This is a genomic window from Halomonas sp. QHL1, assembly GCF_001882345.1.
Classification (GTDB): Bacteria; Pseudomonadota; Gammaproteobacteria; order Pseudomonadales; family Halomonadaceae; genus Vreelandella.
Genome location: NZ_MINL01000001.1, coordinates 2,130,262 through 2,143,102, shown reverse-complemented (window position 1 = coordinate 2,143,102; position 12,841 = coordinate 2,130,262). Strand labels below are relative to the sequence as shown.

Genomic DNA, 12,841 nt, shown 5'->3' with positions numbered 1-12,841 from the left:
TCGAAGTAAGGCCAGGTTGTGCTTTCTGAATCTGGCGCGAATGCTTATATATTAAAGGGTCGTATTTGCTTATCTATAACCATTTTTAGTTTATAATGGTTTATAAATGAGCCCTTATAGAGAGGTTTTCTATGGCCTTAACTCACTCTCTACTTGCCCCTGGCGAACTGGCCCGGCAGGTTGGTAACAACGCACGGGAAACGCGCCTGGCGCAGAATCTTTCCCGTAAAACCTTGGCGCAGATGGCGGGTGTTTCCGAGTCCACTATTAAACGATTCGAATCCAGTGGGCAAATAACCCTCGATGGACTAGTGCTGATTGCCACAGCGCTGGGCGCCACACGCCAAATCGCCGAGCTATTCAAGCATGAGCACCCCCTATCACTTGAAGAGATCAAACAGACAGGGCGCACCCGGGGGCGAAAATGAAGCGGATCAATACCGTAGAGGTGCTGTTAGCAGGTAACCCTGTGGGGGAACTGGTTGCTAGCCGACAGGGCATCTACTTTGCCTATCACCCCCAGTGGGTGGCGGAAGGCTTTAATTTGTCGCCCCTGAACATGGATTTCACTACTCAACCACAGAAGGCGCCTGACCCACTTCTTTTCTCTGGGCTACCGGGAGCATTTGCTGACTCTCTGCCGGATGGCTGGGGTGTGCTGCTCATGGATCGTTATTTTCTTGCCGAGCATGGAAAAGACCAGAGAGATATTTCCCCTCTAGACCGGCTCGCTTATATGGCTGACAGGGGGATGGGGGCATTGGAGTATCGCCCCGTTATTGAGCGTACTGCTGACGAGGATAATATTGACTTAGTCCAACTCTATCAGGCAGCAAATGCTGTCTATGAAGGAGAAACCGCGGCCACTCTTGATGCCTTGCGCCTAGCCGGTGGATCCCCAGCAGGTGCCCGACCCAAGGTGATCGTTGCATTATCTTCTGATGGCAAGCAGTGCAGTACATCTTTTCAGGAACTTCCTGCGGGCTACCAGCACTGGTTAGTGAAATTCCGTGCGCCAACCGAGCACCGTGATACCGGTGCCATCGAGTACGCCTACTCGGTGTTGGCAGAGCGTGCGGGGGTGAAAATGGCCGGGAGCCAGCTGATTGAGATCAACGCCTCAACGGGAACCGAGCGTTTCTTTTCTGCCCAGCGGTTTGATCGCGACGGTAATCGCAAAATTCACATGATAACTGCTAGCGGTATTCTCTATGCCGATTACAGCGCTCCATCGCTAGACTATTCAGATCTCTTGAAAGCAACCAACGCTTTTACGCGCCATGCGGAAGACGTTGAGCGTATGGCGAGGCTTATGGTGTTCAACGCCCTGACCCACAACCACGATGACCACGCTAAGAACTTCGCTTTTTTGTATGACCAAGGTCGATGGACACTAGCTCCTGCTTATGACCTGACTTACGCCCCTGTCCGAGGCTACGCAGATGAGCACACCACATCTATCAGCGGTGCAGGCTTGGCGACCCGCAAAAAGCTCAAACAGGTTTGCGCTCCCTTTCGATACTTAAATCCGGATCTCTATATTGAGCAAACCCTTGATGCCCTTTCCGGCTGGTCGTCCCTTTGCCGTGAATTGGAAATCGATGCTAAGCAGCAGACAATGATTCAGCGCGCCTTCAACGAGAACCGCAAACGCCTCGGATAGCACTAGGGATACTCGCTGATGATAACCACATTGCGTCCACGCGAGCACAGTCACTTTCTAAACAATCACTTTCTATCAGGGAAATGCAACGACATTACGCAAAAGCAGAAAAAGCCTGCTAGGATGGGGGTGTTGGCTCATGGGTAAGCAAGCCTTTGATTTCCCTAAAACGCAATAAGCAAGGAGCGCCCTATGCGTAATATTATCTACATTATTGGTCTTATCGTGGTTGTGCTGTTCATTCTGTCGATGCTCGGCCTGCGCTAAGCGACATAAAATTAGGTCTTGTTTAGATAGGCATTAAAATATCAGCCTAAACAAATAAGCCTAAGCAAAAAACCGCCCGAAGCTTTCGCTTGTGGGCGGTTTTTTTATGAGCCACTTTTATAAGCTCTTCTGATCAGCAATGCGTGGCAGCAACAGATGTTAAGCGCAATCAGCGGCGCCTTGGCCAAACATATCAAACATTATTTCACGGCCAAGGCGAGTCAATACGAAGCGGCCATGCTCATTGAAGGTAGCTGCTTCACTGGCTTCCATCACCTGTTGGCAGGTTGCCCAGGTGGGCGCTTCGGAACTAAGCGCTGAAAGCTCACGGCGGGCTAAGCCGCGCTGAGGAAGGGTAATAGTTTCTAACACATGGCCGTTATCGTAGAGCAGCTCAGCGGCAATCGATAAGCATTGGCGAAGGCTACGTTGAACGTTCGTAGTAGTCGAAGGCCCATGAAGCGCTTTTAAAGGGCGTTCTTTTGTCAGTTCGGGAGGCATCGTATGTTCTCCTGCGGTCAGCACCAAATCGGGCTTGTTGCAGCGCATTATAAACCAAGGAGAGCATTAGACCAAGGTCTATAATTAAGCGAGAACCTCCCTCTTTCGAACTCATCAACGGTAAGCCAATGTGCTAGGCTCGTTGTCACGTATTTTAGCGAGTTAATAAGTCATGCATATCAGTGTATTCGGAACCGGTTATGTCGGCCTTGTCGCAGGCGCTTGTTTAGCCGATGTCGGCCATCAAGTCACCTGTATGGATGTTAATGCAGAGCGCATTGATCAGCTTAATGGCGGAGAAGTGCCGATTTATGAGCCTGGGCTAAGTACCATCGTTGCCCATAACGTAGCCGCAGGGCGGTTACGCTTTACCACTGATGCGGCCCAAGCGGTAGCCGATGGCGAACTGCTGTTTATCGCCGTGGGTACGCCGCCCGATGAAGACGGCAGTGCAGACCTACGCTATGTGTTAGAAGTAGCCCGCACTATCGGCCAGCATATGGATAGCTATAAGCTGGTGATTGATAAGTCGACCGTGCCGGTGGGCACCGCCGAAAAAGTTCACGCGGTGATCGGCGATGCGCTCGACCAGCGCGGTGCATCAGTCGAGTTTGATGTGTGTTCGAACCCCGAGTTTATGAAAGAGGGGGCGGCGCTTGAAGACTTTACCCGTGGCGCGCGCATCATCGTCGGCACGGAAAGCGAGCGGGTAAAAGCGCTTATGCAAGAGTGCTACGCCCCCTACAATCGCAACCACGAAAAACTGATGTTTATGAGCGTGCGTGCCGCCGAGTTAACTAAATACGCCGCCAACGCCATGCTCGCCACCAAAATTAGCTTCATGAATGAGATCGCCAATCTTGCCGAACGGCTTGAAGTGGATATTGAAGACGTACGCCGGGGAATCGGCAGCGATCCGCGCATTGGCTACCACTTTATCTACCCTGGCTGTGGCTACGGCGGCTCCTGTTTCCCCAAAGACGTCCAGGCGTTAGAGCGTGCCGCGCGTCAATTAGGCTATACCCCGGAACTGCTTAGCGCCGTCGAAGCAGTTAATTTGCGCCAAAAGCAGACCCTATTCACAAAACTGCAAGATAGCTTAGGCAATCTAAGCGGTAAAACCATTGCCGTATGGGGCTTAGCCTTTAAACCCAGCACAGACGATATGCGGGAAGCGCCAAGTCGCACGTTAATGGAAGCACTCTGGCAATCGGGCGCTAAGGTGCAAGCCTTTGATCCCGAAGCCATGGCGGAGTGTCGTCGCATTTACGGCGAGCGGGATGACCTAATGCTGGCAGGCGACCGGATTCAGGCCGTGAAAGGCGCCGATGCCTTGGTTATCTGCACCGAGTGGAAAGAGTTCCGCAGTGTCGATTTCACTTGGTTAGCCGACCAACTGGCCGAAAAAGTCGTCATCGATGGGCGTAATTTATACACACCCAGTGCCGTTGAAGAGGCTGGATTGCGTTACATAGGGGTGGGGCGAAAAAGTAATACGAAAGAGTAATACGTAGGTAGATTTATTGCCGCAATCTCCTAAATCTTTATATGTGCATTACGAAAAATTACTTGGTATTACGTCTTAATACGAAAAAAGAAGGTCAATATTTAAGTTCTTATTCACTTAGCCGTTATATTAAGGTAATTGTATTAAAATAGCGCTACGTACAACTTTATGAAGGAACGCTAATTGAAAGCAGCAAACGTAGCAAAATGTATTTAAAAAAGGCATTGGCTTTATGGCTTCCATCTCATCACTTGGTATCGGCTCAGGATTAGACCTCAACGGCTTATTGGATCAGTTGCAAGACGCTGAGCGCGAAAAACTTGAGCCCATTGAGCGGCAACTGGAAACCCAGGACACCAAAATTTCTGCCTATGGCCAGTTACAGAGTGCGCTTTCAGCGTTTCAAGATTCCGCTGATGCGCTCAATGACAGCGCCCTTTATGAAAGCCTTTCGACCAACGTGGGTGGGGAAGCCATAACCGCCTCTGCAAATGCAGAAGCGCAGCCCGGTAGCTACAACGTAAGCGTTGAAACCCTCGCAACCCGCGGCACGCTTGCTTCTACCGGAGTGGATGCTGCCAATACGCCCATAATTGATGCTGATGCCGATCAAACGCTGACCCTGACCTTTGCTGATAACACCACTAAAGATATTACCCTAGCGGCAGGCAGTACGCTTGAGGAGATCCGAGATACTATCAATGCTGGCGGGGATTCGGGGGTTAACGCTACTATTGTGAATGACGGTGGTGACGGCGAGAATTTTCGCTTAGCACTCATTTCCAGCGAAACCGGTGCCGATGCATCAATTAGTAATTTCTCATTTACCGGCGTTGCTCCGTTTGATGCAGATCGTGAAGTGGATGATGGAACAGGTACGCATCAAAGCGGCACTGACGCCTCGCTCTCCGTTAATGGCATAGAGATCACCAGCCCCACCAATCAAGTTGAAGGCGCTATTCAAGGTGTGACGCTTAACCTTCAACAAGAAGGCGAGAGTACGGTAGCGATAGAGCAAGACACCCGCGCAGTTCGCGAGGCCGTGACTAGCTTTGTGGACGCCTACAATGACCTGAAAGGTACTATTGGGGAGTTAACCAGCTTTGACGCTGAAACCGGTGCAGCTGGCGAGTTGTTGGGCGACAGCGCCGTACGCACCGTCGAATCACGTATGCGCAGCGTGCTCAGCGGCGGTGTGGAAGGCGAGATCTCAATGCTTAGTGATATCGGTATTTCACTACAGCGAGATGGCACGTTAGAAATTGATTCTGACGAACTCGATAATGCTATTTCCAGCAACCAAGACGCTTTGTCCACCTTCTTCGCAGGTGATGCGGATGAAGCCGGTATGGCGGGACAGGTTAATACGATGGTCGAGCAATTGCTCAGCACCAACGGGACTGTTACTGGGGCGATAACTGGGGCGGAAAATCGCTCAGAATCGCTTGTTGAACGTTACACCCGCATGGAGCAATCCATTGATCAAACCATCTCGCGTTACCGTACGCAGTTTGGTCAGTTGGATGGCATGATTGCGCAAATGAATCAAACAAGCAGTTACCTCACTCAGCAGTTTGATGCCCTAGATGCCCAGCTAGGTCGTGATTGATGTTAATAACTAGCAATTGAGGAACCTGACGCCTGCGTAAGCAGGCGTTTTTATTGATAAAAACAAAACAGCTAAGTTAGCGGTAGAAAAAGCGCTAAAGTTGCCCTCTGTTCAGTCGATAAGCTAACTATCAAACTTCCTAGCGCAACCGATGCGCGTAATGTTTTTGGTTTAGCCTTTTCACTGAGGAACATCCAGTATGGCGACAATAACCTCCCTTGGCGTTGGTTCGGGTCTCGACCTGACCGGCCTGTTGGATCAATTACAAGAAGCCGAACGCGGCAAGCTCGCCCCCATTACGCTTCAAAAAAAGCAGCAAGAAGCCAAAATTTCTGCCTACGGCCAACTGCAAACCTCGCTCGATGCGTTCCAAGACGCTGTCGCGAAAATCAATGACCCCAAGCTCTATCAAAGCCTTTCTGCCAATGTGCGTGGGGAAGGTATTACCGCCACTACTACCGCGAGTGCATTGCCAGGTAGCTACCGAGTAGAAGTTAGCCAACTGGCGACCTCTGGTACGCTAGCCTCTGCGCGCGTAGGCACCAATGATCAGCCGCTCGATCTTCAAGGCGCCACAGCACTCAAGCTTAATTTTGGTGAGTTAGGCGCGGATGGGTCGGTAACGATCGATATTGCCCCTAATAGCTCGTTAAGAGATATCCGTGATGCCATTAACGCCAACAAAGAATCAGGCGTTAACGCCACCATCATCAATGATGGTGAGGGGTATCGGCTGGCGCTAAGTTCCAAAGAGACCGGTGTTGAGGCATCCATTTACAGTTTTAGCTTTGTAGAAGCAGCAGGTGATGTAGTCACCGGCCCATTCGGTGAAGCGACAGAGGCAGGGGCCAAGCAGCAAGGGCAGGATGCGTCGTTAACCGTCAACGGCATCGTCATAAACAGCGCCAAAAACCAGATCGAAGGCGCCATTCAAGGCGTAACGCTCAACCTGGCAGAGCTCAGTATTGAAGAAGGCGAAACCGCGACTAGCACGGTTAACATTGAGCGCGATACGCTAAAGCAGCGCGAAGCGATTAATGGTTTTGTAAAAGCGTTTAACGATTTAAAAGGCACTATCGGTAAATTAACTGCGTTTGATGGTGAAAGTGGTTCAGCGGCGGAGTTGTTGGGTGACAGCACCGTGCGCACGATAGAATCACGCTTGCGTAGCGTTTTGACCGGTGGTGTGGAGAGTGGCGAATTATCCACCCTAAACCAGCTAGGCATTTCACTCCAGCGCGACGGCACGCTAGAAGTTGATGACGCCAAGCTGAGCGACCTAGTAGCGAATAACCCCCAGGCACTCAGCGCCTTTTTTGCAGGCGATAAAAAAGAAGGTGGGCTGGCAGGTAAGCTGGGCGCTTCGGTTGAACAGATGCTAGGTAACAACGGTGTGCTTAAAGGTGCCATCACTGGTGCGGAGAACCGGGTGAAAAGTCTCGATACCCGCTATGAGCGTATGGAAAAAAGTATTGAAGGCACCATTTCTCGTTACCGCAGCCAATTCAGTCAGTTGGATGTAATGATCGCGCAAATGAACAGCACAAGCTCCTACCTCACGCAGCAGTTCGATGCGCTGGATGCCCAGCTAGGGCGCAAAAAGTAAGCTAATCTCTGCGCCTCGAAGAAAGGTGATTTACGCAGGAAGTCGCTTGAGTCCAAAAGCAGCGCTTAGCGCTGCTTTTTTTCATTGAGGATGCATTGATGCTTTCTCATAAAGCGCGTTGAACTCAAGGGGGCGGTGTCGTTGCGAACGCAGTGAAGCAATCTCAAACTTTCGATGCCTCCTGGCCCCCAGCATGAAAACCCTCACCTTTCAGTTACCTACTTTTACATCTTTTTTTACGACTTCTCCTAAAGATTCTCCCCACCGAGCCGTTAATTAATATAACGGCACAAACAGTGGCCGAAAAGCGGGCCTTCAAGGCCAGTGTCCAAAGCAAGGAGTATCACACCATGTCAGTGATCAATACCAACATCACATCGATGATCGGCCAGCAAAACCTGAGCAAGTCGCAAAATGATTTAACGACTTCTATGGAACGTCTGTCTTCTGGTCTGCGCATTAATAGTGCCAAGGATGACGCCGCCGGTCAGGCCATCGCCAACCGCTTCTCATCACAGATCACAGGTCTAGGCCAGGCGCAGCGTAACGCCAACGATGGTATTTCCATCGCCCAGACCGCTGAAGGCGGTTTGAACCAGGTCAACGACAACCTGCAGCGTGTACGTGAACTTACTGTACAGGCTTCCAACGGCACCAATAGCCAGTCGGATCTGGAATCCATCCAGAACGAAATTAACCAGCGTATGGAAGAGATCAACCGCATCTCTGAAGAAACTGACTTCAACGGCACCAAGGTGCTAGCAGAAGACAACGGCTTGAAAATTCAGGTAGGTGCCGACGACGGCCAGACCATCAGTGTCGGCCTGCAGCAAATCACCTCACAGACGCTGGGACTGGATGGTTTTAATATAGATGGTAGTGGTGCCCTTGCGAATCGTTCAGCTACTGTTACTGATCTTACCTCTATCGGTGCTTCTGATCTGGGTAATAATCAGTTCAGCGTTGTTGAGAACTTCGATGCTGTTGATCTTGAAGGTATGCTCGGCGAATTGGGTGATCGTGATACTGTCGAAATCAATGAAGTTACTTACGCCTTTGACGCAGCCTCAGGTAATTTCTCCTTCACAGATAATGAAACGGACTACGCGCAGCTGGCAGCTGATAACTTGCCTTCTGCAGGAAATACTAACTCTGGCACCTTTGAGTTTGGTGATGGCAGTGTTGCCAACTTTGAAGTGGATGCGAGTGGTAATCTTACGGTGGGTGGCCAAGCAGCTGTCCTCACAGATGACGGTGTGCTAACTGCAAATAACCCGGATGGTCGCGGCCAAGCAACATTGGAAAGTCTGTTTACTGCAGTGGGCCAAGATGACGCGATCACTGCTGATATGAAACTGTCAATTAATGACGTGGAGTTTAGCGGTACGGGGACTGATTTAGGAGGTGCAACCACAACATTTGATGCTTCAACCATCGCCTATGGCGCTGCTGGCACACTAGATGAATCTGCTTTGACAGGCTTGACTGGCGTCACGGCTGGGGATATCGATGATATAGATGACTTGGCAGCTTCTTTGGCATCTTCTAATGAAATTACTTCAGCTACCGTAGATGGCACTGATATAAACATCGTTTATGCAGATGCTGACGGTACGGAGTTTGATTTTACTGATAACACCCCTGCTACCTTTGCTGTTGCCAGTGGCGATATTACACCACAGAATACACAAGGAACTGGTGTTAACTTCACCAATACCGCTACTGCAGCTGAAGTGCTGAGTAGTGCGGATGGTGAAGACGTTACCGTTAACCTCTCCAGCGGTGTCACTAATGCTTCAGTGGATTTTGACAATACTGGAGCCCTTGCTAATACAGGGTCACAGGTTTATGTAGATAATGATGGTGAGCTAACTACCACTGCCTCTGTTACTACTCAGTATGGCGTTAACCCGGAAACTGGTGAAGTGGCTGTGACTAGCAGTAACGGTGAAGGTAAGTATGCCGTTGAAGCAGGTGCTACAGCTTATATCAGCAGTGAAGGTCGTCTAACCACCGAAGAAACGAGCGCTGGCGAGCGTACTACAGACCCGTTGGCGGCATTAGACGCCGCGTTGGCTAAAGTCGACGGCCTGCGCTCTGACCTCGGTGCGATCCAGAACCGTTTTGAGTCTGCTATCACTAACCTACAGACTAACGAAACTAACCTTTCTGCTGCGCGTTCACGTATCGAAGATGCTGACTACGCAACAGAAGTAGCGAACATGACTCGCGCACAGATTCTGCAGCAGGCCGGTACTTCTGTACTGGCACAGGCCAACCAGATTCCGCAGAACGTTCTTTCTCTGCTGGGTTAATTGGTTAGCTCTAAAGCTAATTGATCGATATATAACGGGGCCGAAAGGCCCCGTTTTTTATGCTTTAAGGGAGACATTGTAAGATGGCATGTTCGTTTTGTGGATCAGGAAGTCATACGGCAAGGAATTGTCCTAAACCGTCACGCTGCTCTGGCTGTGGTCGAACCGGGCATAATGTACAAACATGCCCAGATGCTAGGCGATGTAGTCTGTGTGGTAGCTATCAGCATGATAAGCGGACGTGTCCAGATCGCTAAACTCGAAGTGCAAAAAGGTTGCTAAGTTAACTGTGAATTTATAGGTGAGGTGTTATGGGTTTCTGGAACAAGCTTGGCGAGGTCAGCTATAAAACCGCAAAATTTCTTGGAAATACCGCTACGGTAGTTTCTAACGGTATTGAACAAAAGGCCGGTGAACTCAAAGAGCTCAAGCAAGAATATGAGCAAAAGCCTGATGAAGAGCTTGTGAGAATAATAAAAAGCAAAGGTTTTACGGGCAACTCAGAGAGCGAGAAGGGTGTTGCGCGAAGAGTGTTAAGGGAAAGAGGCTATATGTCAGGTTCCTAGTAATTGTTTAAACCGGCTCGGCACGCAGTGAAGTGATCATTTGGTTGTGCCGGGCCAAGCCAGAGATGGCTTTGTCGCGACGCTCCTCGCCATGACACTGTATTGAATTTGAAAATAAACCTTTATCTAATGAAGTGACCTCATATCTGCCGATTAGCTAAGTCTCTGACACCTCTCATACCATTGTTTGCTACTATCGAGCCATCTTTACACAGCGCCATTAGCGCTCGCCCACAGGATTAATCGCATGGCTCGCACGTCGAAAAAATCACCGAACTCCGCCCGCCAACGTAAGCAAGCCGCTATGCCGCCTTCGCCGTTGGCGCAGCAGTCGCAACAACAGCTGGATAATATCCGCACTGCGCTGGCCCATGACCAAACCGAACTGGCCGTTAGCCTGTTGGCAACGCTGCAGCAGCACGACCCGGCGAACCCACAGGCGTTGTTACTCGCAGGCACGTTACAGATGCAACATGGCAAGCCGAAAGAAGCGCTTTCCTCGTTATTGAGTGCCTCGTACCAGTTACCCAACCACCCGGAAGTCTATAAGCGTCTGGCGCGTTTACACGCACAGCTAGGGCACGACCGCGCCGCTTTAAGCGCAATGCACCAGCTGGTGGCGCTGCGCCCGAGTAATGCCCAAGGGCTGTTTCAGCTAGCCGCCATGTACTACGAGGCCGGTTACCCCACCCAGGGTAGTCTGTGGGCGCGGCGTGCGCTGCTCAAACGGCCGTTCGTCGTCATCAACGCTGAGCGTGAAGAAAAGCTGCGCGTGCTGGTGCTACGTAACGCCGCCGCTTCCCAGTGGCGGTTTGATGCTCAACAGTTCCGATATGCCCTGGTGCAAGGCCATCGCCATCTGCCCGGCGGGCTGGATGCCGCGCATATAACGCGGGTCGAGCTGTTTGTCGACACGCTGGAAAATACCCCTGAGCTTTTGCGCAAGCTACCGGAGGTAGATGTCGTGCTGAATATCATTGAAGACACCCCCGCTAACCAGGCCGCATTGAGCATGGCAAGCCATGTGGCAGAACGTCTGAACCGCCCGTTGATCCACAGCGCTGAGCTGGTGGACGAAACGCAAAACACCGAGCAGCAAGCCGAACTGGCTCATGCGCGGCTGTGTGAGAAAGTGGGCGTTGCACCGTGGGAATTTGAGCTGCCCGTGCCACCGGCACCTGGCGTTGGGTCGGATACTCCCTTAACCCTGCACTTGATAATAACCGGCGCAGTGCAAGGGGTAGGCTATCGCCAATGGCTGGCCGATGAGCTGAGCCAGCGTGAGATAGCGGGCTGGGTACGCAACCTAGCCGATGGCAGTGCCGAGGCAGTGATTCACGGCACGCTGGAACGCCTGCAACCACTGTGCGATGCCGTGCCCAACGGTCCAGAAAACGCTAACGTGACGGGCCTGAATGTTACACCGTGGAAAGGCGATATACCTGAAGGTGTTGCCATTCTGGAAACCCTCTAATCGATCAGGTGCCCTTATGACGCCAGAGGAATATGAGCACGTCATCGATGAGCTGCAAAGCGTTATCGATGAAACTCATGCCACGCTTAAGCGCTTTGAGAACACAGGTATGAACGACGAGTTGCCGAAGGATTATGAAACGCTGCTGGCGATTTTGGATGATGCCGTGAAGCAGCAACGCGAGCATACGCAGGGAATGCTATCGGGCTAATTCGGAAGTGTTATTTGAAAAGCTCGCAAATAGGTAATTTTGTCGGCACCTACTTTTGCAGGTTATTGCCTCGCCTTCGCTTTGAGCCGTTATGGCAATATACGCCACGCAATTGAGCCGTGATTGTTATCGCACCTCAATAGTTTATATGCAAAATAAGAATAAAAAATATCTTTCATATTCTTTTGTATGCTTTTGTCTTGCAGGTAAAATAGCCGCCATCACGCCACATGATTTTTTTGCGGCTATTCGGATCGTCGGGATATCGACTAACGAGGAAACAGACTCATGCCACTACCACGCAAGCTTAATATCACCCTCGCCGCGCTTTCGCTAACCGTTGCCAGCGGGCTGTTCGCCGCGACCGCTCAAGCCGATACACTTCGGGTAGGTATGTCCGGCGGTTACTTCCCCTTTACCTTCGTTGAGCAGGATGAGCTTAAAGGCTTTGAAGTTGATGTGATGAATGCCGTGGGTGAGATTACCGGTGACGATATTGAGTTCGTCACGGCGAGCTTCTCTGGCCTGGCGGGCATGCTGGAATCTGGGCGTATCGACACTATTGCTAACCAGATCACGATTACCCCAGAGCGCGAAGCCAAGTATGCGTTCACGGAGCCTTACGTGTATGACGGCGCGCAAGTCGTGGTGAGGGCAGGCAATGACACCATTGAAGGTGTTGAAGATTTGTCCGGCAAAAGCGTGGCGGTGAACCTGGGTTCCAACTACGAACAGCTGCTGCGTGAACAACCGAACGCCGATGAAATCGATATTCGCACCTATGAATCCAACATCGAGCAGGATGTTGCACTGGGCAGGGTAGAAGCCTTTGTGATGGATCGCGTGAGCGCTACGCAAGTCATTAAAGAGAAAGGCCTGCCGTTAGAGCTGGCGGGTCAGCCGTTCTCGACTATTGAGAATGCGCTACCGTTTCGTGATGACGAGGCGGGTCGGGAGCAGCGTGACCGTGTAGGCGCAGCGCTTTCCGAGTTGCGCGATAATGGCGAACTGCGTGAGATATCAGAAAAATGGTTTGATACTGATATCACTCAGCCGTAACAGCTGAATTTATCCGTTTCATGCGGCCGTGGCATTGCCACGGCCGTTTGCTTATAAGCGATT

The 12,841-nt window shown here is 51.1% G+C and carries 11 protein-coding genes; 10 read left to right on the top strand and 1 reads right to left on the bottom strand.

From position 1 onward, the window contains the following. Positions 1-131: 131 nt before the first annotated feature. Both QHL1GM_RS09805 and QHL1GM_RS09800 read left to right on the top strand, forming a co-directional pair. Positions 132-428: a helix-turn-helix domain-containing protein gene (locus QHL1GM_RS09805; RefSeq protein WP_071694308.1), complete on the top strand. Its 297-nt coding sequence runs from the start codon at positions 132-134 to the stop codon at positions 426-428. After that, entirely contained in the window at positions 425-1,663 is a 1,239-nt protein-coding gene (locus QHL1GM_RS09800; protein WP_071694307.1) for a type II toxin-antitoxin system HipA family toxin, read from the top strand. Before QHL1GM_RS09805 ends, QHL1GM_RS09800 begins: the two co-directional genes overlap by 4 nt. A gap of 426 nt (positions 1,664-2,089) precedes the next feature. On the opposite strand, the gene QHL1GM_RS09795 is transcribed toward QHL1GM_RS09800, so the two are convergent. Continuing rightward, the gene (locus QHL1GM_RS09795; RefSeq protein WP_071694306.1) at positions 2,090-2,431 is read right to left on the bottom strand and encodes a hypothetical protein; all 342 of its coding nucleotides are present in this window, start codon (positions 2,429-2,431) and stop codon (positions 2,090-2,092) included. Between the two features lie 172 nt (positions 2,432-2,603). Between QHL1GM_RS09795 and QHL1GM_RS09790 the strand changes: the two genes are divergently transcribed. The 8 genes from QHL1GM_RS09790 to QHL1GM_RS09750 all read left to right on the top strand — a co-directional run bounded on the left by QHL1GM_RS09790 (position 2,604) and on the right by QHL1GM_RS09750 (position 12,778). Further along, positions 2,604-3,938, top strand: coding sequence for a UDP-glucose/GDP-mannose dehydrogenase family protein (locus tag QHL1GM_RS09790; RefSeq protein WP_071694305.1), 1,335 nt, complete (start codon positions 2,604-2,606; stop codon positions 3,936-3,938). A gap of 232 nt (positions 3,939-4,170) precedes the next feature. After that, positions 4,171-5,547, top strand: a complete 1,377-nt coding sequence (fliD, locus tag QHL1GM_RS09785) for a flagellar filament capping protein FliD (RefSeq protein ID WP_071694304.1) — start codon at positions 4,171-4,173, stop codon at positions 5,545-5,547. Between the two features lie 199 nt (positions 5,548-5,746). After that, a complete protein-coding gene (gene fliD, locus QHL1GM_RS09780; RefSeq protein WP_071694303.1) occupies positions 5,747-7,153 on the top strand; it encodes a flagellar filament capping protein FliD in 1,407 nt (468 codons plus the stop codon). A 350-nt stretch (positions 7,154-7,503) separates the two neighbouring features. Further along, positions 7,504-9,468 (top strand): flagellin, encoded by a 1,965-nt coding sequence (locus tag QHL1GM_RS19820; protein ID WP_071694302.1) that lies wholly within the window; start codon positions 7,504-7,506, stop codon positions 9,466-9,468. A 311-nt stretch (positions 9,469-9,779) separates the two neighbouring features. Next, positions 9,780-10,034, top strand: a complete 255-nt coding sequence (locus QHL1GM_RS09765) for a hypothetical protein (protein WP_071694301.1) — start codon at positions 9,780-9,782, stop codon at positions 10,032-10,034. A 247-nt stretch (positions 10,035-10,281) separates the two neighbouring features. After that, positions 10,282-11,508 carry an acylphosphatase gene (locus tag QHL1GM_RS19080; RefSeq protein WP_083570997.1) on the top strand — a complete coding sequence of 409 codons (1,227 nt, stop codon included), beginning with the start codon at positions 10,282-10,284 and terminating at the stop codon, positions 11,506-11,508. Between the two features lie 16 nt (positions 11,509-11,524). Continuing rightward, positions 11,525-11,719: a hypothetical protein gene (locus QHL1GM_RS09755; RefSeq protein WP_071694300.1), complete on the top strand. Its 195-nt coding sequence runs from the start codon at positions 11,525-11,527 to the stop codon at positions 11,717-11,719. Positions 11,720-12,007: 288 nt separating this feature from the next. Further along, entirely contained in the window at positions 12,008-12,778 is a 771-nt protein-coding gene (locus QHL1GM_RS09750; RefSeq protein WP_071694299.1) for an amino acid ABC transporter substrate-binding protein, read from the top strand. Positions 12,779-12,841 lie beyond the last annotated feature (63 nt).

Excerpts from the sequence above, each read along its gene's own strand:
- QHL1GM_RS19080 (WP_083570997.1), top strand. The coding sequence starts at position 10,282 with ATGGCTCGCACGTCGAAAAAATCACCGAACTCCGCCCGCCAACGTAAG.
- QHL1GM_RS09795 (WP_071694306.1), bottom strand. The coding sequence starts at position 2,431 with ATGCCTCCCGAACTGACAAAAGAACGCCCTTTAAAAGCGCTTCATGGG.
- QHL1GM_RS09805 (WP_071694308.1), top strand. The coding sequence starts at position 132 with ATGGCCTTAACTCACTCTCTACTTGCCCCTGGCGAACTGGCCCGGCAG.
- QHL1GM_RS09750 (WP_071694299.1), top strand. The coding sequence starts at position 12,008 with ATGCCACTACCACGCAAGCTTAATATCACCCTCGCCGCGCTTTCGCTA.
- QHL1GM_RS09755 (WP_071694300.1), top strand. The coding sequence starts at position 11,525 with ATGACGCCAGAGGAATATGAGCACGTCATCGATGAGCTGCAAAGCGTT.
- fliD (WP_071694303.1), top strand. The coding sequence starts at position 5,747 with ATGGCGACAATAACCTCCCTTGGCGTTGGTTCGGGTCTCGACCTGACC.
- QHL1GM_RS09765 (WP_071694301.1), top strand. The coding sequence starts at position 9,780 with ATGGGTTTCTGGAACAAGCTTGGCGAGGTCAGCTATAAAACCGCAAAA.
- QHL1GM_RS09790 (WP_071694305.1), top strand. The coding sequence starts at position 2,604 with ATGCATATCAGTGTATTCGGAACCGGTTATGTCGGCCTTGTCGCAGGC.
- QHL1GM_RS19820 (WP_071694302.1), top strand. The coding sequence starts at position 7,504 with ATGTCAGTGATCAATACCAACATCACATCGATGATCGGCCAGCAAAAC.
- fliD (WP_071694304.1), top strand. The coding sequence starts at position 4,171 with ATGGCTTCCATCTCATCACTTGGTATCGGCTCAGGATTAGACCTCAAC.
- QHL1GM_RS09800 (WP_071694307.1), top strand. The coding sequence starts at position 425 with ATGAAGCGGATCAATACCGTAGAGGTGCTGTTAGCAGGTAACCCTGTG.